We start from the raw sequence: 23,534 nt of genomic DNA on the forward strand, positions 1-23,534 counted from the left end.
TTATAACCCATTATAACCATGACCTGTTTGAAAAAATTGCTCCCAACCCTGTTTCTTGCAGCATCGGCCATTACCGCATCTGCACAAACCGATCCTAAAGCAACCGAAGTTTGGGACCCTGAGCCTGAAGTAGTTTTACCGGGCGCCGGCAACAAGCCGCCATCTGATGCTATTATTTTGTTTGATGGCAAAAATTTGGACAAATGGACAGATCAGAAAGGTAACAAACCGGGCTGGATAGTAAAGGACGGTATTGTAACCGTTAAGCCGGGCAGCGGCTCTATCATCACCAAACAAAACTTTGCCGATTGCCAGCTGCATATTGAATGGCGCACCCCGGCTGTTGTTAAAGGCGAAGGACAGGAGCGTGGCAACAGCGGCGTAATTATGCAAAGCCGCTACGAACTGCAGATCCTCGACAGTTATAAAAACCGTACCTACTCAAACGGGCAGGCCGGTTCTGTTTATAAACAATACCTGCCGCAGGTAAATGCCTCGCTTAAACCAGGCCAGTGGCAAAAGTATGATATCATTTATACCGCCCCACGCTTTAATATCGACAGCTCTGTTAAAACACCGGCTTACATTACCGTATTACACAATGGCATACTGGTACAAAACCATGTAGCTATAAAAGGAACAGTGGCGCATGTTGGTCAGCCCAAATATCAAAAACACGCCTTCGCCTTACCCTTGTTGCTGCAGGAGCATGAGTTTCCGGTATCGTTCCGCAATATCTGGATCAGGGAGATTGGGGTTCAAAAATTGTTAAACGGCAAGGATAAAAAGGGTTGGTATACCTACCTGGATACTTTAGGCAAGGATAATGATGTACATAACAACTTTGCCATTGAAAATGGCATGGTGCATGTAATGGGCAAGTATTTTGGTTATATGGCCACCAAAAAATCGTACGATAATTATTACCTGAAAGTAGTATTTAAATGGGGGAGCAAGCAATATCACCCACGCGAAAAGGGCGTACGCGATGCAGGTATTTTATATCATTTTGGAGAGGGGGATAAAGATATCGTATGGCCAAGATCGATAGAATGCCAGATCCAGGAAGGTGATTGCGGCGATATTTGGTGCGTACAACATACTAATGTGGTTACGCCCAATAAATCGGCCATTGAGTGGGACCAGCAGCGTGTTTACCGCACCGCCAATTTTGAAAATCCGCGCGGCGAGTGGAACACCATCGAAATCATTTGCAATGGCAACCAGATTGAACATTATGTTAACGGACATTTGGTGAACTGGGGAATAGCCTCATTATCGCACGGTCGCATCCTTTTACAATCGGAAGGCGCCGAAATCTGGTATAAATCTGTTGAATTGACGCCGTTATAACAAAACAGCACATTAAAAAATTTAGAATAACCATTATTACATTATTTTTACGCTATGATCAGATGTTTGGTAGTTGACGATGAGCCTTTGGCGCTGCATATTTTGGAAGATTATATTTCCAAGATGCCTTTTTTGCAATTGGTTAAAGCTACAACCAACCCCATCGAAGCGCTTACCATGGTGCAGGCCGCCGAAGCTGACCTTGTGTTTTTAGATGTTCAGATGCCCGAGCTTACCGGCATTCAATTTTTGAAGATCGCCAACGGCAAAGCCAAGGTTATTTTAACTACAGCCTACCCGCAGTACGCGCTTGAAGGCTATGAGCTTGATGTAGTTGATTACCTGTTAAAGCCTATCGCATTTGATCGCTTTTTTAAATCGGTACAAAAAGCACAAAGCATTATCCAGCCGGTTGCAGCCAAACCACAGGTAGTGATGCAGGCCGAACCCGTGCAGCAGGATGATTTTTCAACCGATTTTATCTTTGTAAAAACCGAACATAAGATCCAGAAGGTATACCTGCATGATATTATGTTTATTGAGGGTTTAAAGGATTATATAAGCATTTTCACCTCTGCCGAGCGGATTATTACCCTGCAGGGCATGAAAAAGATGGAAGATGCGCTGCCCGAGAAACATTTTGTACGTGTACATAAATCATACATTGTAGCCCTCAATAAAATAGACAGTATTGAACGGAGCCGCATCCAGATCGGCGACAAGATCATCCCTGTAGGCGATACTTATCGCGATGAGTTTTTCAGGATGATTGAGAATAAAAATATTTAAACTTGGGTATTTGGGATTGCTAATGCGGTTTTAAACTCAATAAATATTGAAGGAAAAATGACATTAGTATATAGAAGCTGTTACGGGCAAATAGCAAAAACGTAGAAGACTTACGAAGTTTTTGAAACTTCGTAAGTCTGGATTTCCTAATATCAATCTGCTTTTTGTGCTTTTAATCCAGTGCGTCTACCGTATCCTTTTCCCCTATCTGTTGCCTCCACATAGCATAATATAACCCTTTCTGGGAAATGAGATCGGCATGCTTGCCCGATTCAATAATACGGCCTTTCTCCAATACGTAAATACTATCAGCATGCATAATGGTTGATAGCCGGTGAGCGATGAGGATAGTAATATGGTTCTCTTTTTCAGATACGTTACGGATAGTTTCGGTGATCTCCTCCTCAGTGATAGAATCAAGGGATGACGTAGCTTCGTCAAATACCAGGATATCCGGCCGGCGTAATAAAGCACGGGCTATTGACAGGCGTTGTTTTTCACCGCCAGATACTTTTACACCACCTTCGCCAATTACAGTGCTTAAACCTTTATCGGCCCGGGCCAGCAGGGTTTGGCATGCGGCACGCTGCAGCACATCCATACATTCCTCATCGGTAGCATCCGGGCGTACAAACTGCAGGTTTTCACGGATGGTACCCGAAAATAGTTGCGTATCCTGGGTTACGAAGCCTATTTTTTCGCGCAGCTGATCAAGGTCGATTTCTTTACTTAATGTGCCGTTGTATAAAATATCGCCCTGCAAAGGCTGATATAAACCAACCAATAATTTAACGAGCGTAGTTTTGCCCGAACCGGAAGGACCAACAAAAGCGATCGTCTCGCCCGAATTGGTTTCAAAGCTGATATGGTTAAGCGCGTTACGATTTGCGGTTAAGTGTTTAAAGCTAACGTCATTAAATGTTAAGGTATTCACTTTTTCAAGCAATACAGGTTTTTCGGGCTTTTTATCAATAGGAATACTCAATATCCGGTTAAAGTTACCAAGGGAAACCTCAGCCTCACGCCAGGAAAGGATTACATTGCCTAACTCCTGCAATGGGTTAAATAAAAAGAATGAGTAAAATAAAAAACTGAAATATTGGCCCGGAGAGATAGTGCTTTTAAAAATGAGCATCAGCAGAACCACCACCATCACACTGCGCACAAAGTTTACGGTAGTACCCTGTACAAAGCTCATGCTGCGTACATACTTCACTTTTTTCAGTTCCAGGTCGAGAATTTTGTAGGTAGTATTATTCAACCGTGCTATTTCCTGTTTTGCCAGGCCCAAACTTTTTACAAGCTCGATATTCCTTAGCGATTCGGTTGTTGAACCTGCCAGCGCTGTTGTTTCGGCCACAATTGTCTTTTGGATTTTCTTAATTCTCCGGCTCATGGCCATACTCACAAAAGTGATGATGGGTATCGCGGCGAAATATACCAGGGTAACCTTATAGCTCACGCTCACCGAGTAAACGATAACAAATACCATCCCGATGAGCGACACAAAAAGGATCCCGATAAAAGAGGTGATAAACTTTTCGCAATCTAAACGTACCTTTTGCAATATGCCCAAAGTTTCGCCGCTTCGCTGGTCTTCAAATACCTGGTAGGGCAACTCAAGCGAGTGCTTTAAACCATCGGCATACATCTCAGCGCCTACCTTTTGGGTAATGATATTGGTAAAATAATCCTGGAAGTTTTTAGCTATACGCGATATCATGGCAACACCAATAGCAGCGCCAACCAGCATCAGCACCTGGTTAAGGTATGCGTCATATTGTAGCTTACTGCGTTGTTCAATAACACGGTCAACAATACGCCCGGTTATCCATGGGTCGAGCAGTGAGAAGCCTATATTCATCGCCGCCAGGAAAAGTGCAAATACAACTATCCAGCGGTGTTTTTTTAAGTAAGAGATTAATACATTCATGTTTCAACGGCAAACATAAAAAAAGGGAATGGCTAAGTAGCTCATTCCCTTTTAATTTGACACAAGGTTAATATTAAACCGTCATGATATCTTTTTCTTTAGCTTCTGAAAGCTGATCAACTTTAGCAATATAAGCATCAGTAAGTTTTTGAACTTCAGCTTCGCCTGTCTTTATTTCGTCTTCAGAAACACCTTCTGATTTTAATTTTTTGATCTTTTCGTTAGCATCTTTACGGATGTTACGAACAGCCACCTTACCGGTCTCAGCCTCGGCTTTAGCTTTTTTAACCAAATCACGGCGGCGCTCTTCGGTAAGCGGCGGTACATTAATACGGATAATGATACCATCGTTTTGAGGGTTAACACCTAAATTAGCTTCTTTAATGGCTTTTTCAATAGGGTTTAACAATGATTTTTCCCATGGCTGAACAACAATGGTACGGGCATCAGGGGTGTTAACACTACCTATCTGGCTTAGTGGTGTTGGGGTACCATAGTAATCAACCCTGATATCGTCAAGTAATGAAGGGCTTGCCTTACCTGCACGTATTTTATTTAATTCGCTATCTGCATGGTCAATGGCCTTTTCCATCAAGGCCTTTGCATCGTTCACTTGTTTTTTAATGAGTTCGCTCATCGGTTTTTAAATTTTCCACAAAAGTAATAAAATCTATCAGTTTATGGCTTTGGTATTTGGGTTCAATTCAAAAGCATTTAACATTTAATAACATTATTTAACATTTAAATATTATTGAATGATAGGTATATTAGTATAAAATAATATCACCATGAAAAAAACCTTAATCCTTGCTGCTATCATAGCCTGTGCAGGCCAGCTTAAAGCACAAAACCTCAATAAGGCACCTAAAAACAATAACGCTGCCGATAAGCTATTTAACTTGAAACCATTAAAGGCTGATACTAATCTGTCTAAACTTATCCCAACGCTTCCCCCAAACGTTTTTTTTAATCATAACAATACACTACTGAACACCCACGAACTTATTGCAGATGAGCCCGTTTACAGCCGGATGCCGATTGTTAAAACTTACCCAAACGACAACATGCCGATTGTTAAAACTGACGAACCCGGGATAAAATACCATATGCTCATTAAAAGAATAGATGTTGTTAATCCGGATACTGCCGGGGTAAAAAAGGAAAAAGTTACTCCGTAGCCAGTTCGTCTGACAATAGTCCCTGGTCTCCTTTACACTTCACTTTTTCGCGCTTTTCAACCACCTGTTCAAAGCTCTTTTCATAATCGGGGTGATTAGTGCCCATCAGCCTGTCCCATATATTGAAATATAAACCATAATTGCATTTAACTAATCGGTGGTGCATATTATGATGCGTTGAAGTATTGTGCCATTTAAACAGTTTATGCGTAGTAAACCCCTGGGGAAAAAGCTCATAGCCCAGATGACCGGTCACGTTTAATAGCAACGAATACAAAGAAAATATAGTAAGCGCTGTGCCGTGATAGGGAATAGTAAAGGCGATAAGCGGTACAATCCCAATCTCCACTACGGCTTCCAGCGGATGGAAAGCATAAGCGGCAAATGGTGTCGGATTAGTTGACAAATGATGCGTTTTATGCATCAGCTTAAACAAAGGCTTCCAGTGCATAGCCCTGTGTGTCCAGTAAAAGTAGGTGTCGTGCATCAGGATCATCAGCCCTATACTCAAAAAATAATAAACATATCCTTTATCGCTGATGTTTGGATAGATCCTTGTTAAATGCTGCTTACTGGCGTAGATCACCAACAGGATCACCGCACCAAATATCAGTATAGTAAAAAACGAATAAACGATTTCGCGACGGATATGCTTGCTTTCGGGATAGCGTTGCTGAATTTTTGAATACCAATATGTTCGTCTTCTCCACACGTAAAAAAACAAGTATAATGCCCCGGCAAATACCAGGTAACGCCCTGCTATCGAAAGCAGGACCCGGGAGATTTCTGTTATTTTATCGATGGAGGGTTGCAGTGGCATTGTTAATTTAACACTGATTATTTTGATTCACAATATAGCAATCCTTTATTAGCTTAGAGAGCACAAGTACGCCCCGCTCTTGCAACCACACAATACTTGCGCCAGTTAAAGGCGCATCCTGTCTTATTTTTATCCGATTAAAAATCCTTATTTAAAACTTTTTCCAGCTCTGCGAAGCTGATATTCATTTTAATCCGGCCTTGTTTGGCATACGAGATCTCACCGGTTTCTTCAGATACAATGATCGCCGTGGCCTCATTTGCCTCTGTAACACCAATACCTGCCCTGTGGCGCAGGCCGAACTGCGCCGGCAGATCAGTTTTTTCGGTAAGCGGCAAAATACAACTTGCCGATTTAATCTTATTCTCCGAAATCACCACCGCACCATCATGCAGCGGACTGGTTTTCTGAAAAATACTTTCCAACAATCGCTTTGAAATTTTGGCCTCCACCACCTCGCAACTGTTTTGATAAAACTGTTCGTCATAATACTTGGCGAAAACAATGAGCGCCCCCGTGCGGGTTTGCTTCAGGCTTTTGCAGGCATCAATTATTGGCTTGATCCTGGCGTAATTATTTTTCTCAACTTCCGATTTTCCGAAGAAATATTGCCACCAGGCTTTATTGCGTTGGAGTGAAGCATTTTTACCTACCAATAATAAAAATCGCCTTACTTCCTGTTGAAAAACCACGATAATGGCAATGATCCCCACATCAACAAATTTGCCCAGGATAATGGTAAGCAGCTTCATATCCAAAGCCTTCACCACAAAATTGAGGGCAAAGATCACTGCAAACCCAATAAAGATATTAGCTGCAATGGTTCCCCTGATAAGGTTATACAACTGGTAAATGATCAAAGCCACCAGCAATACATCAAGAATAGAAAAGAAACCTATTTTAGGGAAGAGGGATTGTATGGACTGCATTTACGAAGTTAATAAGTTTACCCGAACATAAACGCCGGAAGAGCAGTAATTATGATGTGCTGCCTTTGAACACCGGTCATTTTACATACCTGTGTTATTATTTCAGGGGATGTATGGTCCGCCCGGCACGCCCCAGTCCCATTTCGGCATAGGCGTATCCGGGCTTTCTGTAGTATTATCTGTTTGGGAGTTCAGCACTGCTATCCGCGTACCCCACTCAAGGTAAGCCATAAAAGCTGAGCGAAATTCTGGATCATCGGGCAGTGACAGTTCATCGGCAGTTTGCAGCAACAGTTCAATCCAGCGCTTGCGGTGCGCTTCGGTTAAATGCTTTTGCAAATGTTTATTAATCATGGCATAATGGCTGCCTTCAGTTTCGCTATAGGTTTTTGGGCCGCCAAAAACTTCACTTACAAAATGCGCCACATGAATCCGGTGCTGGGGCGACATATGCTTAAATACAGGTTCCAGCAGCTCATCGGCCAAAACCTTATCATAAAATTCATTGAAAAGTAGTTCAAAAGCAGGTGTACCACCCGCCCATTCAAACAATGTAGGGATTGTAGCTGTCATAAGTGTAAAAACCGGTTGTGATAAAGATAGGGAGTGCATCTTTAAAAAACCAGTTATTTATACGCAGCAATAAAATTGATTATTTGTCCCGTTCGGTAGTAAACCTAACCAGTTGCTCCAGCCCGCGGTGCGAATCACTGTCGGGAAAAGTGTTCAGGATTTCGAAAGCCTCCTCCTGGTACTTTTTCATCTGGGTTTCGGCGTATTGTAGGCCACCGGTATCCTTCACAAATTTGATGATCTCAGCAATCTTTTTAGGATCTTCATTATGGTTCTTCACCAGGTTGATCACCCTCTTTTTTTCTGAACTGCTGCAATTGGCCAGGGCGTAAATAAGCGGCAGGGTAACTTTTTTTTCTTTGATATCGATACCTAACGGCTTACCCACATCATCAGTGCCAAAATCAAACATATCATCCTTGATCTGGAACGCGATGCCTATTTTCTCGCCAAAGAGGCGCATTTTTTCAATCACCTCGTCACTGGCCCCTGCCGACGCAGCACCGCAGGCGCAGCAGGATGCAATAAGCGAAGCGGTTTTCTGCCTGATCACCTCGTAATAAACAGGCTCGCCAATATCCATACGGCGTACCTTTTCAATTTGCATCAATTCACCCTCACTCATTTGCTTAACCGCGTCAGATACGATGCGCAATAATTGGAAGTCGTTGTTATCGATAGAAAGCAGCAAGCCTTTTGAAAGCAGGTAATCACCCACCAAAACAGCTATCTTATTTTTCCATAAAGCATTGATAGAGAAAAAGCCGCGGCGTTGGTAGGAGTTATCAACCACATCGTCATGCACAAGTGATGCCGTATGCAACAGCTCAACCAATGCCGCCCCGCGGTGCGTTGCCTCATTGATGCCCCCGCAAATGCTGGCCGAAAAGAACACGAACATTGGGCGGATCTGCTTGCCTTTACGCTTTACAATGTAATGTGTGATGCGGTCAAGCAGCGGAACGGAACTTTTCATTGAGTTCCTGAATTTCTCCTCAAACGCATCAATATCAGCAGCAATAGGTTTTTTAATGTCGTTGATGCTCAGCATTGCAACCAAAACAGTATTTTATGTTAACCACCGCCATGTGACAGTGCGGAGCAAACATAAGCTAAAATTATGTATCTGCATTGCAGCCTAATATTTTTTACTCAAATTAAACCAAAGCACGCCATAGCTGTCAAACTTGTGCGAGTGCAATTTTTATAAGTAGAGTTAAGTTTTTGTGAAAGCGAAGCCGGTTAAAACGGGCTTCGCTTTTTTATTGATAGTAAGGGCAAATATTTTACCTTTGCAATCCGCATTTACACGGAGAGGTGTCTGAGTGGTCGAAAGAGCACGCCTGGAAAGTGTGTATACTCCAAAAGGGTATCGAGGGTTCGAATCCCTCCCTCTCCGCTTAACCAATTAAGGCCCGGCAATAGCTGGGCTTTGGTGTTTTATAACCTCGACAAAAAATCCGGATATGTTCTAAATCTCTTCGCCCATTTCAAAACACGTTGACAACAGCACATATAGACGTGAAAATCATTTAATATTAGCGGTTGCAGTCAGTGAGCTTTATGTTACACCGGTAAATGAAAAACATTTTCTTTTCCTACTTTAGGAGCAGCGCTTATTGTAGTGCATGTTATGGCGAAAATAAAATGCCCTTTCTTATTACACAGAAATCAACGATTTTCTGGCTTCTATTCCATGGCCCGCACGAACAACCGATCCAGACTTTTACTGTTTGAGGCTAAAACCTCTCGATCAGGATCTGCAGGTATACCGCCCGCCTTTTAAACGTTCATTTTACTTTTTCGCGCTGCTATCCAATTCCGGCAAGGTTGAGGTTAACTATGGCGATCAGACGGTTCATAACCCGGATTCCTATCTCGTTTTTCATTCTCCCAACCTTGTATATAGTTTTGCTCATAACAATGCCTTGAAGGGGTATATAATCTATTTTACGCAGGAGTGTTTCTCATTCTTCAAACCTGACTTCCATCAACAGTTCTCTTTATTCGACCCGCTGCATACTAACCTGTTCAAGTTTGACCACGCCGTATTTGACCACCTCGCACCACATTTTGAAGCTGTATTTACTTCTTATGAAAGATCGGCCAGGGAACAACATATTGAAGCAAAGATAAAGTTACTTGGCCTGCTCTATTACCTGGAAGACTTTGCGTTAGAAAACAAAAAGGATATTCCCCGGGCTACAGCGCAGCAAGTATTGTTACGTAAATTTATTCAGTTGATTGATAACCACTACATCCATAAGCGCACCGTGCAGGAATACGCAGATCTGCTCTCTGTCACCGCTAACCATCTCTCCCGATCTGTAAAGTATGTTTCTGGCAAAAATGCGCTTACTTTTATTGCCGAACGCCTGGCCGGCGAAGCCAGATCGCTTATTCAATACACCGACTTTTCGGTCGCTGAAATTGCCTATCAACTCAACTTTTCAGACCCAACTAATTTTGGCAAATTCTTCAAAAAGCAGGTAGGTGTGTCGGCTTCAGAATTCCGGAAACGACGCAGGAATTAAATTGACCAGTTTATCCAAGTTTTCGACTAAATCGTCTGCATCAGTTTTAGTTTTTTTGTTCTCGCAATCGTTAACATTAAAAATTTAACTTTATGGACCATAATTCGGCTGTGGATGTTTACATAGCTAACTCAGAAGATTTTGCAAAACCGATCCTTGAGCATTTACGAAGGCTTATTCATGAAAATTGCCCGGGTGTTAAAGAAACAATAAAATGGAGCTTGCCTCATTTTGATTACAATGGTGACAATATGTGTGTAGCGGCTTCCTATAAAAATCATTGCTCTTTCACATTCCTGAAGGCGGAACTGATGACTGATCCGCGCCTAAAGGCGAATAAAGACTTAAAGCCGGTCCAAAGATTTTTGGGTAAGATAACAAAGCTATCGGATCTGCCGCCTGATGATGAACTTATAGCTATGCTTAAAGAAGCCATACAGATAAACCAAAAAGGTATTAAAATAAAGAGAGAGAAGCCGGAATCTGATAAACCCAGGGTTTTGGAAACACCCGATTACCTGCTTGCCGCGTTAGCATCTAAGCCCGAAGCAAAAGAGATTTTTGAAAGTAAATCTAACTCTTTCCGCAAGGAGTATATTGTTTGGATTACCGATGCAAAAACCGACGAAACACGGCAAAAAAGAATCAATGAAGCGTTAGAATGGATTGCTGAAGGAAAAGGCAGGTTTTGGAAACACCAAAAATAGACATTTAAGCGATTGCTCCTCAAGGCCTGAGCGCCTCAATCATCCCTGCTGCGTTCTTATTTTCAGGATCGATTTCCAGTGCTTTTTTATAGTTAAGCAAAGCCTGTTCTTTATCATTCTTGCTTTGAAAAGCTTGCCCGATAAGTTCGTATGCATAAGATTTATCTCCTGCCCTTGCCGGTAATTCGGCTGCCAGGCGGTAGATGCGGATGGCATCATCATAGTGCGCACGGCGGCCCACATATTTTCCGGTGCTAATGAGATCGCCTATCTCGAAGCTAAAATCATATTTGTCCTGATGATATGCTTTCAGTTCATGATAGTAAGCTAAACCGCTGTCGGCGCTGGTCAGCATCTTCTCCCTGATCTCCAGGTAAAAAGATTTCTTAGGCACGATTACCGGTTTGTTTTGCAGAACATTCATCAGTGCGGTTTTAAGTGGGAGCACTTTCATCTGCTGGTTATTTGTCATCATCACAATGGTGATGCTATCGGGCAGCCAGCTGTAAATAGTAGCCTCATAGTTGCTGTTGGAGCCCTGATGCTGATGCCAGATGAGTTTGCCATTCTCAAAACCGGTTGAACCCAGACTGCTTTCTCCGCCCGGAAAATTAACTGCCAGTTCGGCTAAAGATTTCTCTGACAAAATCCTGTAATGCTCCAGCGCTTGTGTCCATTTGTACAAATCGTCTATAGGCAGACGCACCCAACCGCTCATTACCTGGCCGTAAGGTGTATTCTGTCTGTTGTTGTCAAAAGCCTGCGCCATCCCCGGCGAACCTACAGGATAATCTACCACTGTATGGCTCATACCTGCCGGTTCAAAAATGTTTTTTGCCAGGAATTGGGCATAGCTATTTTTGCTAACCTTTTCAATAATGCGCATTTGCAGGTAAACATTGGCGTGATTGTAGATGTAACCGGTGCCCGAAGCAAGCGCAAGTTCTTTTACAGACCGGAGATAGTTATATAAGGCCGAATCTGTATCGCCTACTGTTGACTGCGGCAGCGGAATGCCGCTGGTATAATTAATAAGATGCCTGATCTTTACCTGCCTGGCCCAGCTCGGAAATTCGGGAAAATAGAGGGACAAGGGATCATCCAGCGAAAGCTTGCCTTTTTCTTTTAGTATCATGATACCCGCACCGTTAAACTCTTTGCTAACCGAACCGATATCAAATCGCAGGGAATCATGCAGCGGGGTAGTTTTGTTGCCGTTGGCAAAACCCAATGAATGGCGGTAAATGATATTGCCGCCCTTTGCAACCAGGATGTTGCCGTTATAAATGCCTCGCTGATAGGCCAGTTGCATTACAGAATCTATACGTTGTGTTAAAGACTGGGCTTCGCTTAAAACAGCGTTCGTGCCGATAAGGAGCAGGATAATTAATCTCTTCATATGGTGGATTAAAGACGTTTCATTTTTCAAAACGTTACCGTTTCACTCAACTTTCCGGATAAGTTTATATCAACATGTGTTGAGTTTTAAGTCATAAATATTTTGCGATTAAAGAGATAACTAACTGCAAGGTATACCCTCGCATCAGGCGGTGAGATACAAGCACAAAAAAGCCGCCCACAAGCGTGGGCAGCTCCTCAATCAACTATTATCTGGTATCTCACTTTACATCCCAGAAGATCTTTGTTGTACGTGTATCTTTTGCTTTTACATCATTATAATGACTGTTAAAGCCAGTTTCGACACTTGGATATACCAAGCGGGTTGGCGGCGTAGTGTAATTGGCCAATTTACCGGTACTTGGAAACGTAAGTTTAGGGTATTTTGTGCGCCTGTACTCGCTCCAGGCCTGGGTACCTTGCATAAAGCCAAAATGCACCCATTTCTGTATCCATATTTTTGCCAGCTTCTCTGTTTGTGAACCCGTATACAGCACAGTTGGTCCGCCCGCAACCGTTGTGGTGTTATTCAGAAGAAATGCTTGTACATCTGCTGCGCTCAATGTTGGCTTAACACCGGTACCTAAACTATTCAGATAAAAATAGAAATAAACAGATTGGCTTACCGCGGTTTCGTATGCCTTTTTAGCATCACCGCCTCCCCAACGCTCAAAAGCTTCAGCTTTCAGGAAGTTAACTTCAGGCGCAGTCATCACGATACCTGGAAGTTTATTATTGGTTAAAAAAGTGGTTGGGTTAACAACTGAATACTGAGTAAAAGTTCTTGAACCTTCCTCACCTGGCATTGTTACTACCTGTGCCCTATAATCTTTGTTCGGTTTCGGATTATTCGGATCTGTCATATCTACACCCTTATCAAATATTACAGGTATCCTGGGGTCATTAGCCGGCAACATTACAGTGTTTAACATATAATCAGGCGCACCATTGCTATTCCCCTGGGTAAGAGCGTCTTGTAATGATCCTGTGTAAGTAGTTAATGGAGTAAGTAACACATCTGTAGAAGCAGGATTGTAATTAGCAGCATTACCGCCGTCAATCAATGGATATGAAGTTGGGTCAGCCAGCATTTTAGCTACTTCAGCTTTTGATCCGGCTTCGTCATAAAAAGACATACGCATTAGTAATCGCAAACGGATAGAGTTAGCATACCTCCTCCATTTATCAACACTACCACCTAACAAAATATCCTGTTGTGTAAACGCCTTAGTGGCCTGATCTGATAATGTAGCTGTTTTAAAATAGGTTGAAGCAGCATCCAAACCAGCGATGAAGCTTTTGTAAAGCGCTATCTGATCATCAAACTTAGGGTTTTTAACCGTTGCGCTTGTTTCAAGGCTGCCAGCTTCGCTAAACGGAATATCGCCCCAGCAATCAACCATTTGTGATGCCTGATCATATAAAGTTACCCGGGCAGCATTCATAATCACATCATTAGTTGCCTTATCTGTAGCCGACATTTGGTTATACGTAACTTCCATTGTGCGATACAACGCCATTACACCATTGGCCGAACCGTTTGGATGATAAAAATCCTCCCAGCGGTTACCCATATAACCATCATTAGGCTGATAAACAGTGTTGGTATTTGGTAAATACGAGGTTTGTGCAAAATAACTTGTAGCGGTTAATACAAACGTTCTGTACTGCCAGTATTCAGCTCTTACCCTGGTATTGTTTAACATACCGGTAAACATGTATGGAACAGTTACAACTGCTGTTTTTTCCGGGTTATTAAATTTTTCGTCGATGCTTTTTTTGCAGCTTCCCAATGATAAAGCAAGCAAAAACGCGTATCCTATATGTTTAAAATTCTTTTTCATAATTAATGACTTGTGCTATTAAAAGTTCGCGTTTAATGAGAATCCAAAGCTTCTTGTAGCAGGTGATGAACCTTCGTCAATACCTTGCCTGTACCATTTGTCGCCAATTGGAGCCTCCGGGTCGAGGTTTTTAAGTGTACGGTATACATACAATAAGTTTCTTCCTACTAAAGAGAACCTTAAATTATTCAGGTGCAACGCTTTGCTTACGCTTGCAGGCAACCTGTATCCCAATACAACTTCACGCAATTTCACGTAGTTATTTTTGAATACTGCGTTTTCGTTTACAGAGTTTTCGCCCCAGTCATAGGTATTCAGGTAATAAGAAGCGGCATCAACAATAGTGGTGTTTTTTTGTCCGTTTTCATTTACGCCGGGCAGTATAACACCATCATTATAGGTTTTACTGCCGCTTGGCGCAGTGCCTAAATGTTTATTGCCACTGCCATCAATGTAATAAGCCAAACCGCCATGGGCTGCATCACGATATTGTAAAGTACTTTCGTACATACCAGCAGCAGCACCATATTTTAATGGATTTGATACCATTTTACCGCCCCAACGGTAATCAACCAATACATCAAGAGAGAATCCTTTGTAATTGAAAGTATTGGCAATACCACCTACAATTTTAGGCTGGATATTACCTACGTTGATAAATCTTGATTTGTCAATGGTGTATAAACCATCGCCATTCACAATCTTATTACCATTAGCATCTGTGGCTATAGGATAAACCAATATATTACCGATAGGCTGGTTTGGTTGAGCTACCACCATTAAGGCAGATTGATCGCCGTTGTAGAATGTAAGCTTTTCAAAACCGGGGGCCAGGTTGTTTACCTTTGAGTGGTTAACAGCAAAGTTTAAACGTACATCCCAGTTAAATTTACCAACTATTGGCTTACCGTTTAAGGCAACCTCCAAACCGTTGCTATGTAAAGTAGCGGCATTGGCTATGATGTTTCCCGCGCCATTCGATGGGGCGATATTCAACCCCATAATTACATCTTTAACCTGGTTAGTATAATAAGTTAAATCGAAACCAACACGATCTTTCAGGAAACGGGCCTCCAAACCATATTCCTGCTCATATTTCATCTCGGGTTTTAACTCCAGGTTACCATAAGTGGCGTCATAGGTAAGCTGTGTAACGGTAGCTGTTGATGTTGGTGTTGATATTGACAATGGCGATTGGTTGTACAACACGTTAGGAACATACCTTGGTGGTTTGTTACCAACCACACCGTATGATGCCCTTAACTTTCCATAGCTGATAAATTCAGGCATTTGAAACGCATCTGTAAATACGAAACCCGCATTAACCGAAGGATAAAAATAGGTGTTGTTTTTTGTAGGAAGCGCTGAAGCCGACTCGTTACGTGCGGTACCCTCCAAAAACAAATAATTTTTATAATTTAAGTTTAAGATACCAAAAAAAGCCTGAGTTTTCATGAAACCACGGGTTGCCGTTGTTGTTTGCGTACCGTACGAGTTTGATAAAGAAAAGAAGTTTTCAGTTACCAAACCGCCATTGGTACCAGATGACTGATCACGAAAGGTTTCACTACGTGAGGTATAGCCACCGCTAACAGACATACTCAGGTCTTTGGTAAGTTTAGGCGAATAAGTTAATAATAAGTCGCCGTAAGTACCAGAATATTGAGCTTTGGAAACACCATAATAGCCGGTGCTTGCAGGCGAGTTGAAAGCTACAGGATATTCGTTATACTGCATCGATTCGGTATTGCGACCTGTGTAATCACTGCCAATACGCCCTCTGAACTTCAAATTTTTAAGCACATCCCAATTTAAAGTAGCACTGGTGATTAAACGGTTTTCAGTTTCATCTTCGCTGTTCTTTAACTGTGTCCAAAAAAAGTCCATGATATCCGCACCGCTCATGTTATATTTAAAAGCCTCAGCCGGGTTTCTGACAGCGTTACCAAGCGTTACGTATTTATAACCCGCTGATGTTTGATAGTTATCCAGCAGCACATCTGCTTTTTCTGAACGATTTAAGAAGCCGCCAAAGTTGGCTAAAACACGGCCAAGCTGGTACGGACGGTTGTGGGTTAAAGTGTTAACGTAACTCGCGACGATATCTGTGCTAATTTTATTACCTAACTTAACAGTGGTATTTAAGTTAAATGAGTTTTTTTGTTGTTTTTGACCGCGCTGAATACCTGTATAATCCAAACGAGTTGCCGACAAACGGTAGTTAACATTATCTGTTTGGTTTGATATAGCGATGTTGGCGTTTGAGCTATAACCTGTTTGAAACAAATCTTTGTAGTTATTAGGCTGAGGGCTGTAATCCCTGATCTCGCCGTCCCACCACCTGATCTTCTGACCTTCCATTTTAGGGCCGAATTGCGCGTATGAGCTAAAACGCGGCCTGTAACCGCTTGGCGAATTAGGATCAGCTAACCAACCATCTTCAGTAAAACCACCTGCAAGATTGGTAGCCCTGTCATAACCAGGACCGTAAACGTTTTGAAATTTTGGTGTAAAGGCTACCTGCTCGGCAGTACCTACATAGTTGAAATCGACACCAAGGCCTCTTGATTTTGAACCTTTTTTGGTGGTGATAACGATAGCGCCGCTCATACCATCAGAACCGTAAGTAGCTGTAGCACTCGCGCCTTTTAATACGGTAAGGGTTTCGATATCCTGTGGGTTGATATCCAGGATCCCATTACCCCTGATCCGCTGATCAGACCAGTATCCACCGTTATTTGCACCGTCTGCGCCAGCCTCGCTGTTGTTACGGATAATAACACCATCTACAACGTATAGAGGTTGGGTGTTGTAGTTAAGTGAATTGATACCGCGGATCTGCACGTTTACAGCACTGCTTGAACCACCCGGGGCAGTAGTGATTTTAACACCAGGAGCTTTACCGTACAATGCCGAAGCAAAGTTAGTATTACCGGCCTCAGTTAACTGCTTCGCTGTAATGGTGGTAGTAGCATAACCCAGGGATTTTTCCTGGCGTTTGATACCGAATGAGGTAACTACCACTTCATTTAATTCGCCTTTACCTGCAGCCAGTGTTACGTTGATCACGGCGTTGTCGCCAACGGTAACTTCTTTTGCTGTATAGCCTACAGATGAAAATTTAAGCACTGCACCTTTGGCCACTTTAATGCTGTATGCGCCGTTTATGTTGGTTTGTACACCGGTTGTTGTACCTACAACTAACACGGTAACACCCGGTAAAGGCCCGGCGTCATCGCGCACCACTCCCGTAACATTGGTTTGGGCAAATAAATTTGCCGAGATAAAAAGGGGCAGTAGCAGGACCACCCACCTTTTCAAGTTTAGATAAAATTGTTGCATGAAAATTGATTAATTGAGTTAAAAAAAGACCTTGAATATCTTTATGTAGGCTCAGAAATATTGGCCTGCGGATTAAGTTTATACAGATTTTCAACCACCGTGGTTACGCCTCCTAACAGTTGCGCGTTATTGCCCAGGTTTGAAACCGCCAATTGGGTGTAGGTGGTTAAGTGGGGAATGCAATGCTCGTTCATGGCCTGCTGAATGGGGCTGAGCCATAATTTGCCGATAACGCTCCCCTTCCCGCTTAAAATGATGCTCTCGGGATTCATTAAATGCAGCAATATCGCCAGGCCCTGACCAATAAAATAAGCTGCCTCGGCAATAATTTTTATTGCAAAGGCATCACCTTTAAGTGCTTCGTCAATGATATTATCTGCCGATACGGTATCGTATTTTAGGAGGCTGCTAACCTGCCCGTGTTTCAGGCCTTCAGCAGCTTTAGCTTCAATAGCCAGCAAAGAAGCTTCTGTTTCCAGGCAGCCCTGCTTCCCGCATGAGCATAGTTTTCCGTTTTTATGAAGCGGCAAATGGCTAAACTCTCCCGCAAAACCACTGTGCCCTTTAAATATCTCTTTATTGATGATCATCCCCAAACCAACGCCCCAGCCCAGGTTAATGATCATGGAATTATTACGGGCAATAGGGAGCCCAAATTTTTGCTCGGCCAGGGCTATGGCCGTCGAATCGTTTTCAATAAACACAGGTAGTCCGGCTTGTTTGGCAATGTAGGTTACCAATGTTTCTTCCGGAGCTTTAAGAAAGCTCAGGTTATTACCCAAAAACGCGTCAATAAACCCAGGCATGGTAATCCCTATAGCCAAAAATTTATCTTGTGGCAATCCTGAATTAACAACTACAGCTTTGATACAGGCTATCAATGAATGGATAGCATCCTTGTTATCGCCCAGTTTTAATTCAAACTCCTGCACCTCTCCCACAAACTCATTATTCATATTGACAATTACAATTCTTGTCAAAAACTGGTTCATAGCTACCGAAATAATAAAGCCGGTATCAGCTATCAATGAATAAGTTGCGGGCTTTCTGCCCCCGCTTGACGCCCTTATACCTACTTCCTTTACAATATCCAACTTCATCAAATCGGCTATCCCTTTGGTCACATAAGGAATGCTTCGGCCAGTATAAATACTCAGGTCGTTAAGAGAAGCTGTTTTACTGTAATACAGCCCTTTGATGAGGTCAATATGCTTAAGAAACATGCGGCAGGGGTTTATATCTGCATATTTAAATAAATTAATTTAATAAAGAAAGAAAACTTTTTATTTTTTTTAAAAAGTATCTAATAGATTTATAAAAGCAATAGTTACTTTTGAAAATGAGAAGAAATCTATCACGCCTTTTTATGGTATTTTTTACCATGTTATACAGTGGTTACGCGCAGGCGCAACACCGTGTAAATCCTGATGAGATCAAAGAAAAAATGCAATGGTTCGCCGATGGTAAGCTGGGCATATTTATTCATTACGGCATTTATTCTGTAAAAGGGATAGATGAAAGCTGGAGTTTTCATAACAAAAAGATCAGCTATCCTGATTATATGAACCAGCTAAAAGGCTTTACGGCAAATCAATATCATCCAGATGAGCTGGCGGAACTGATTAAAGAAAGCGGTGCGCGCTACGCAGTAATGACCACCAAACATCATGATGGTGTAGCTTTATGGAACAGCAAATACGGTCCGCTGAATGTAGTAAAAAAGACTCCCGCCAAAAAAGACCTGTTAAAACCGTTGTACGATGCCTTGCGTGCGCGTGGTGTAAAAGCAGGAGCTTACTTTTCGCTGATAGATTGGAGCCACGCCGATTATCCGGGTTTTTTGAAAGATAGCAGCAGGTACCAGGTTAATGCGCAGCCGGTGAAATGGGCAAAATATTTAACCTTTATGAACGGACAGCTGGATGAACTGGCCAAACAATATAACCCCGACCTCTGGTGGTTTGATGGCGATTGGGAACATAGTGCCCAAGAATGGAACGCACCAGCAGTGCGACAAAAACTGTTAAGCTACAATCCCAACGCGATCATAAACGGACGCTTGCAGGGTTTTGGCGATTATGATACCCCTGAGCAAAACTTCCCGGTATCAAGGCCTAATTACAAATGGTGGGAACTTTGTATGACCATTAACGATAACTGGGGCTATCAGCCACAGGACACGAATTTTAAAACCCCTTATGAGATCATCAGCATTTTTACTGATGCCGTAAGCTACGGTGGAAATTTACTACTGGATATTGGCCCTAAGGGCGATGGCAGTATCCCTCCGCAGGAAGTGAACATGCTTAAAGAACTGGGTGCATGGAACAAGAAAAACGGCGAAGGTGTTTTTAATACCATAGCAGGCATGCCACAAGGGCATTACTATGGTGCAAGTACCCTGTCAAAAGATTCGACCACTGTATACTTGTTTGTTCCGGCTAAAACAAGTGCGCCGGTATTGGTGAAAGGCTTAAAAAACAACATCAAAAAAATAACGGTTCTTGGGAGCGATACGCCGCTAACGTATAAAATCGTCGGCAAAATTTCATGGAGTGCGGTACCGGGCTTATTGTACATCCCAATTCCCGAAAGCCAGCAGGATAAATACATGTCGGTAATAAAAATTGAGCTTAACGGCAAGCTTGACCTTTATCATGGCAAAGGAGGATTTCTCACCAATGAGTAACAGGAAAGCGAAAGGCAGAAAGCCTAAAGCTTAAATATTCGTACGCCAGTTCTTTACTGATCCTGATATCAATTTATCAAAAGCCTGTAATCAATTGCAGGCTTTTGTTTTTAATCTACTCTCAATCGGGCCCCAACCCACCGTTCATTATGCGGATAAACCGTATCAGGAAAAAAAAATTAAATTTTTTTTTCCATTAAAACAACTCCCCCAATCGCGAAGTGCCATTGCGGACAAAGCGTATCGACATCATCACATCTTGCTTTTAATCAATACTTTACAATAATTTTGTTTCATCAAACCAATTATCCGGCACCTTCTTAAAACAACGGTAAAACCTAATGCAAGGCAATAACACGCCTCGTAACCTTAAGCTTTTTGTTTTATAAGTTATGCCGGTGAAACCAATTGTAAATTAAAAACCAATTTATGAACAGCAAACCAAAAACTACCTTTGCAACCCTGCTGGGCCTGGCCTTTTTTGTGGCGTTATTTTTTACTTATTGCACTAAAAAACAAGTCTCGCCGGCGGCGGCAAGCAACGATGCTACCTCACCGGCATTAAAAACCCAGGCTACCGGCTTTATCCATCCCGGCATTCTCAACACGCAGCAAACGCTTGATTATGTGGGGCAGCAAGCCAATTCAAATGATGCGAACCGGCTTGCGGCTTACCAGTTTGTACTCAACTATTGCAACAACCACAGCCCCAGCGGCGCCTACAAAGCCACTGTACAGGTTGCCGGCGGCGTTACCACGCCCGATGAAATTGCTTTTAAAGGCGATGCCTTGTTAAGCTATGCCCTGGCACTACGCTGGGCTAAAACCGGTAACGCTTCATATGCAACTACCGTAAAACAAATACTTGATGGCTGGGCCAATAGCTTTCAAAACTTCAGTGTAACCGGCTCACAGCCTAACCAGGCTTCGCTTGAAGCTTCATGGGCAGCGCCTACCTTTGCAGCAGCAGCCGAAATCATCAAATATTATATCCCGGCCAGTGGCGTTGGCGGCGGCTGGACTACAGCGGAAAATACCCAGTTTGTAAACTTTCTGAACAACATGAAAGATAACTACATCAATAACGTGCCCAACTTTAACAACAACTGGAACGTATCTGCCGGATATGCAAAAATGGCTATCGGCGTGTTTGAAGATAGCCAAACTGTATACCAAAACGGCATTACCGCTGTAAAAACTGTATTACCCAATGTAATTGCCTCAGATGGCTCGATGAACGGCGAGATCTGCGGATCGCACAATGATTATGTGCATTATCAGTACTCACTTACCGGATTGAGCTATGCCGCAAACATAGCAGGCATCCAGGGGGATTTGTCTATTTACTCGGCCAGCAGCAGTCGGCTGTTAACCGGGTTTAATTACCAATACAAGCTGATGCACGGGACAGTATCGCCGCCATGCTCACCTAACGGTAATGTAAACAACCCCATCTGGCCGGGAATTGAAGTGGCTAATCGTCATTACGGCACTACCGAAACCAGTTACATCGCCAGCAATTATGTATGCGACAGTAACGGCCTGCCTAATGGAGATATCGGTTTCCTATGCTGGACAAACTACACCCATAACAATGTGCCAACCACATTTTAATAAAGCATTCGCTTAATAAAAATTTTATCCCGGCCGCTCCGTTTATGACTGACCTCATTTAACGGAGCGGCTTTTTTTGCTTTATACAGATTGACTTCTGCATTAACGGTGAGGAGCATCCGCAAAATATATAACTGAAATTATTCCCAACATGCCGAAATTAACCCGGTCTGTTTTTGTATGGATCACTTATAATTATAAAGCTTAATCCGCTGGATCCCATATTCGCCCAACGGGATCCTTAAGTGCCTTCCCTGGTGATCTTCATCGCCATTTAAACGGCGTCCCGGCTGCCACTTTCCGTTAACAAATATCCCTTCGTCTACCTGTAAAATACCTGCACGTAGTCCATCTTTTACCGGCTTAAAACTGATGACCAAACCTGTGCCGGCTACATAAAACTCATCATTAGCCAAAGCTGTTATAATACCTCCGGTTAACGGCCAGTTTGCATCCTTTGCTTTGGGCGACCAGCCCAGGGCTAAATCATGCGAAACCGTGAGCATGTAATCGCCCATTTGCAGCCGTATGGTATCCGCATCCTTACTTAACAATACACCATCCATAGTTCCCTTGCGTTTAGCCTTACTAATCTCACCTGATAACTGATGAATGATATTATACGATTGGGAAAGTGGCTCTCCTGCCGTTATGTTATCGGTTTCGATATAAAAAGGAGAAAAGCCCAGCGCTTTGTAATGGCCAATGGCATAAAAAGCTTTGGCATCCATTCCATCCTCAAAACGATGCTCGGGGATAAACAGGGCATTATCAGGCCGGGTATAACGGTCATTCCAGTACTTAAAGTTAGGGTTATAAAAATCGGGCGACAGCAAGTCAATATCCGGTGCTGCTGCTTTCCATACGTCAATCAAATGCGGCAAGGGGCCTGCAGAAGGGTACTGTCCCGGCTTTTTACCCGGAGCGTTAAGGGCTGCGTTCACATACATCGGCAGCGGGTAAACGGCCTTACCTGCTTTAGCTACAGCGTCAGCGTATCCGGCAAAGTACCAGGCCATAAACAGCTCGTCGGTAGCCGGGCTTTTGCCAAAAACCGATTCCCAGTTACCTGAAGTTTTACTTCCTCCATCCTGCCATATTTTTTGCATTTCGGGTACAAGCTTGTCTTTGTGCGAATTTAACCAGGAGATTAGCTTTGTCGGGACTGGCCGGTTAAAAGCTTCATCGGCCAGTTTCGAATGATCGCGGGCATCCGGCAGCATGCCTATCTCGTTTTCAACCTGCACCATCAGCACAGTGCGAAGCTTATTATCGGTTTGCTTAATATGCCGCATTAACACACTAAAAGCTTTAATATCTGCCTGCAAAGCATCTTTGGAGAACGGCGTAATGATCTCTTCAGCACCACCCACACTGTTGGCAACGCGCGGAAAACGGTTTTCATTGGTTTTAACCCAACCTGGCGCATAACAGCTCATGCTGTTTTTCCAGGTGCCAAACCAAAGCAGCACCAGTTTCATGTGGTACTGCCGGGCACTTTTAATCAAATCATCAACCAGTGTAAAATTAAACTTGCCCTCTTGTGGCTCCAATAGTTCCCAATAAACCGGCGCTATCACTGTGTTAAGGTGCATTTTTTGCAGTTTGGGCCAAATTGGGGTCATGTGGGCCGCGCTTGAGGCGCTCGAGTTTCCAAGTTCACCGCCTGTCATTAAATACGGCGCTCCATCTACCAATAATTCAGCATTACCGCCATAATATTGTAAATGTGGTATTGCTTTTACGGTATTTTGTGCCTTAGGTTTAAAGGCTACCAAACAGCACAAAACAAATATCAATATGCGAGCCTTCATAACTCTTTTTGAATACG

At 42.9% G+C, this 23,534-nt stretch carries 18 protein-coding genes and 1 tRNA gene; 8 read left to right on the forward strand and 11 right to left on the reverse strand.

The window, feature by feature from the left end; genetic code table 11:
* Positions 1–18: 18 nt before the first annotated feature.
* Positions 19–1,353 carry a DUF1080 domain-containing protein gene (locus FHW88_RS11390; RefSeq protein WP_176625481.1) on the forward strand — a complete coding sequence of 445 codons (1,335 nt, stop codon included), beginning with the start codon at positions 19–21 and terminating at the stop codon, positions 1,351–1,353.
* 54 nt (positions 1,354–1,407) lie between these two features.
* Positions 1,408–2,142: a LytR/AlgR family response regulator transcription factor gene (locus FHW88_RS11395; protein ID WP_090530824.1), complete on the forward strand. Its 735-nt coding sequence runs from the start codon at positions 1,408–1,410 to the stop codon at positions 2,140–2,142.
* 172 nt (positions 2,143–2,314) lie between these two features.
* Here the strand turns inward: FHW88_RS11395 and FHW88_RS11400 are convergent, their stop codons facing one another.
* Complete coding sequence (locus FHW88_RS11400; RefSeq protein WP_176625483.1) at positions 2,315–4,075, reverse strand: ABC transporter ATP-binding protein; 1,761 nt, start codon at positions 4,073–4,075, stop codon at positions 2,315–2,317.
* Positions 4,076–4,148: 73 nt separating this feature from the next.
* Positions 4,149–4,712 carry a ribosome recycling factor gene (frr, locus tag FHW88_RS11405; protein WP_090530830.1) on the reverse strand — a complete coding sequence of 188 codons (564 nt, stop codon included), beginning with the start codon at positions 4,710–4,712 and terminating at the stop codon, positions 4,149–4,151.
* Between the two features lie 151 nt (positions 4,713–4,863).
* Between frr and FHW88_RS11410 the strand changes: the two genes are divergently transcribed.
* The gene (locus tag FHW88_RS11410) at positions 4,864–5,253 is read left to right on the forward strand and encodes a hypothetical protein (protein ID WP_090530833.1); all 390 of its coding nucleotides are present in this window, start codon (positions 4,864–4,866) and stop codon (positions 5,251–5,253) included.
* Here the strand turns inward: FHW88_RS11410 and FHW88_RS11415 are convergent.
* The 4 genes from FHW88_RS11415 to FHW88_RS11430 all read right to left on the reverse strand — a co-directional run bounded on the left by FHW88_RS11415 (position 5,243) and on the right by FHW88_RS11430 (position 8,626).
* Positions 5,243–6,073 (reverse strand): sterol desaturase family protein, encoded by an 831-nt coding sequence (locus FHW88_RS11415; RefSeq protein ID WP_176625485.1) that lies wholly within the window; start codon positions 6,071–6,073, stop codon positions 5,243–5,245. The two genes, FHW88_RS11410 and FHW88_RS11415, sit on opposite strands and share 11 nt — an antisense overlap.
* A gap of 137 nt (positions 6,074–6,210) precedes the next feature.
* Positions 6,211–7,002: a diadenylate cyclase CdaA gene (gene cdaA / locus FHW88_RS11420; RefSeq protein WP_090530839.1), complete on the reverse strand. Its 792-nt coding sequence runs from the start codon at positions 7,000–7,002 to the stop codon at positions 6,211–6,213.
* 102 nt (positions 7,003–7,104) lie between these two features.
* Positions 7,105–7,575 carry a group II truncated hemoglobin gene (locus tag FHW88_RS11425; protein ID WP_176625487.1) on the reverse strand — a complete coding sequence of 157 codons (471 nt, stop codon included), beginning with the start codon at positions 7,573–7,575 and terminating at the stop codon, positions 7,105–7,107.
* Positions 7,576–7,654: 79 nt separating this feature from the next.
* Positions 7,655–8,626 carry a polyprenyl synthetase family protein gene (locus FHW88_RS11430; RefSeq protein ID WP_090530846.1) on the reverse strand — a complete coding sequence of 324 codons (972 nt, stop codon included), beginning with the start codon at positions 8,624–8,626 and terminating at the stop codon, positions 7,655–7,657.
* Positions 8,627–8,886: 260 nt separating this feature from the next.
* Here FHW88_RS11430 and FHW88_RS11435 point away from each other — a divergent pair.
* The 3 genes from FHW88_RS11435 to FHW88_RS11445 all read left to right on the forward strand — a co-directional run bounded on the left by FHW88_RS11435 (position 8,887) and on the right by FHW88_RS11445 (position 10,816).
* A tRNA-Ser gene (locus tag FHW88_RS11435) sits at positions 8,887–8,974 on the forward strand.
* A gap of 334 nt (positions 8,975–9,308) precedes the next feature.
* On the forward strand, positions 9,309–10,109 hold the full coding sequence (locus tag FHW88_RS11440) for a helix-turn-helix domain-containing protein (RefSeq protein ID WP_176625489.1): 801 nt from the start codon (positions 9,309–9,311) through the stop codon (positions 10,107–10,109).
* Positions 10,110–10,201: 92 nt separating this feature from the next.
* Positions 10,202–10,816, forward strand: a complete 615-nt coding sequence (locus FHW88_RS11445; RefSeq protein ID WP_176625491.1) for a YdeI/OmpD-associated family protein — start codon at positions 10,202–10,204, stop codon at positions 10,814–10,816.
* 19 nt (positions 10,817–10,835) lie between these two features.
* On the opposite strand, the gene FHW88_RS11450 is transcribed toward FHW88_RS11445, so the two are convergent.
* The 4 genes from FHW88_RS11450 to FHW88_RS11465 all read right to left on the reverse strand — a co-directional run bounded on the left by FHW88_RS11450 (position 10,836) and on the right by FHW88_RS11465 (position 18,623).
* A complete protein-coding gene (locus FHW88_RS11450) occupies positions 10,836–12,215 on the reverse strand; it encodes a serine hydrolase (protein WP_176625493.1) in 1,380 nt (459 codons plus the stop codon).
* A 220-nt stretch (positions 12,216–12,435) separates the two neighbouring features.
* Positions 12,436–14,058, reverse strand: a complete 1,623-nt coding sequence (locus tag FHW88_RS11455; RefSeq protein WP_176625495.1) for a SusD/RagB family nutrient-binding outer membrane lipoprotein — start codon at positions 14,056–14,058, stop codon at positions 12,436–12,438.
* 18 nt (positions 14,059–14,076) lie between these two features.
* Positions 14,077–17,400 (reverse strand): SusC/RagA family TonB-linked outer membrane protein, encoded by a 3,324-nt coding sequence (locus FHW88_RS11460; RefSeq protein WP_176625497.1) that lies wholly within the window; start codon positions 17,398–17,400, stop codon positions 14,077–14,079.
* 41 nt (positions 17,401–17,441) lie between these two features.
* Positions 17,442–18,623: an ROK family protein gene (locus tag FHW88_RS11465; RefSeq protein ID WP_090530863.1), complete on the reverse strand. Its 1,182-nt coding sequence runs from the start codon at positions 18,621–18,623 to the stop codon at positions 17,442–17,444.
* 116 nt (positions 18,624–18,739) lie between these two features.
* Here FHW88_RS11465 and FHW88_RS11470 point away from each other — a divergent pair, with 116 nt between their 5' ends.
* Together FHW88_RS11470 and FHW88_RS11475 are read left to right on the forward strand one after the other, a co-directional pair.
* Complete coding sequence (locus tag FHW88_RS11470) at positions 18,740–20,089, forward strand: alpha-L-fucosidase (RefSeq protein ID WP_090530866.1); 1,350 nt, start codon at positions 18,740–18,742, stop codon at positions 20,087–20,089.
* A gap of 429 nt (positions 20,090–20,518) precedes the next feature.
* The gene (locus FHW88_RS11475) at positions 20,519–21,703 is read left to right on the forward strand and encodes an alginate lyase family protein (RefSeq protein WP_090530869.1); all 1,185 of its coding nucleotides are present in this window, start codon (positions 20,519–20,521) and stop codon (positions 21,701–21,703) included.
* A 185-nt stretch (positions 21,704–21,888) separates the two neighbouring features.
* On the opposite strand, the gene FHW88_RS11480 is transcribed toward FHW88_RS11475, so the two are convergent.
* Positions 21,889–23,517: a DUF5597 domain-containing protein gene (locus tag FHW88_RS11480; RefSeq protein WP_176625499.1), complete on the reverse strand. Its 1,629-nt coding sequence runs from the start codon at positions 23,515–23,517 to the stop codon at positions 21,889–21,891.
* Positions 23,518–23,534 lie beyond the last annotated feature (17 nt).

It is taken from the genome of Mucilaginibacter sp. SG538B, from assembly GCF_013376065.1.
GTDB classification, from domain to species: domain Bacteria; phylum Bacteroidota; class Bacteroidia; order Sphingobacteriales; family Sphingobacteriaceae; genus Mucilaginibacter; species Mucilaginibacter rubeus.

Excerpts from the sequence above, each read along its gene's own strand:
- FHW88_RS11390 (WP_176625481.1), top strand. The coding sequence starts at position 19 with ATGACCTGTTTGAAAAAATTGCTCCCAACCCTGTTTCTTGCAGCATCG.
- FHW88_RS11395 (WP_090530824.1), top strand. The coding sequence starts at position 1,408 with ATGATCAGATGTTTGGTAGTTGACGATGAGCCTTTGGCGCTGCATATT.
- FHW88_RS11400 (WP_176625483.1), bottom strand. The coding sequence starts at position 4,075 with ATGAATGTATTAATCTCTTACTTAAAAAAACACCGCTGGATAGTTGTA.
- frr (WP_090530830.1), bottom strand. The coding sequence starts at position 4,712 with ATGAGCGAACTCATTAAAAAACAAGTGAACGATGCAAAGGCCTTGATG.
- FHW88_RS11410 (WP_090530833.1), top strand. The coding sequence starts at position 4,864 with ATGAAAAAAACCTTAATCCTTGCTGCTATCATAGCCTGTGCAGGCCAG.
- FHW88_RS11415 (WP_176625485.1), bottom strand. The coding sequence starts at position 6,073 with ATGCCACTGCAACCCTCCATCGATAAAATAACAGAAATCTCCCGGGTC.
- cdaA (WP_090530839.1), bottom strand. The coding sequence starts at position 7,002 with ATGCAGTCCATACAATCCCTCTTCCCTAAAATAGGTTTCTTTTCTATT.
- FHW88_RS11425 (WP_176625487.1), bottom strand. The coding sequence starts at position 7,575 with ATGACAGCTACAATCCCTACATTGTTTGAATGGGCGGGTGGTACACCT.
- FHW88_RS11430 (WP_090530846.1), bottom strand. The coding sequence starts at position 8,626 with ATGCTGAGCATCAACGACATTAAAAAACCTATTGCTGCTGATATTGAT.
- FHW88_RS11445 (WP_176625491.1), top strand. The coding sequence starts at position 10,202 with ATGGACCATAATTCGGCTGTGGATGTTTACATAGCTAACTCAGAAGAT.
- FHW88_RS11450 (WP_176625493.1), bottom strand. The coding sequence starts at position 12,215 with ATGAAGAGATTAATTATCCTGCTCCTTATCGGCACGAACGCTGTTTTA.
- FHW88_RS11455 (WP_176625495.1), bottom strand. The coding sequence starts at position 14,058 with ATGAAAAAGAATTTTAAACATATAGGATACGCGTTTTTGCTTGCTTTA.
- FHW88_RS11460 (WP_176625497.1), bottom strand. The coding sequence starts at position 17,400 with ATGCAACAATTTTATCTAAACTTGAAAAGGTGGGTGGTCCTGCTACTG.
- FHW88_RS11465 (WP_090530863.1), bottom strand. The coding sequence starts at position 18,623 with ATGTTTCTTAAGCATATTGACCTCATCAAAGGGCTGTATTACAGTAAA.
- FHW88_RS11470 (WP_090530866.1), top strand. The coding sequence starts at position 18,740 with ATGAGAAGAAATCTATCACGCCTTTTTATGGTATTTTTTACCATGTTA.
- FHW88_RS11475 (WP_090530869.1), top strand. The coding sequence starts at position 20,519 with ATGAACAGCAAACCAAAAACTACCTTTGCAACCCTGCTGGGCCTGGCC.
- FHW88_RS11480 (WP_176625499.1), bottom strand. The coding sequence starts at position 23,517 with ATGAAGGCTCGCATATTGATATTTGTTTTGTGCTGTTTGGTAGCCTTT.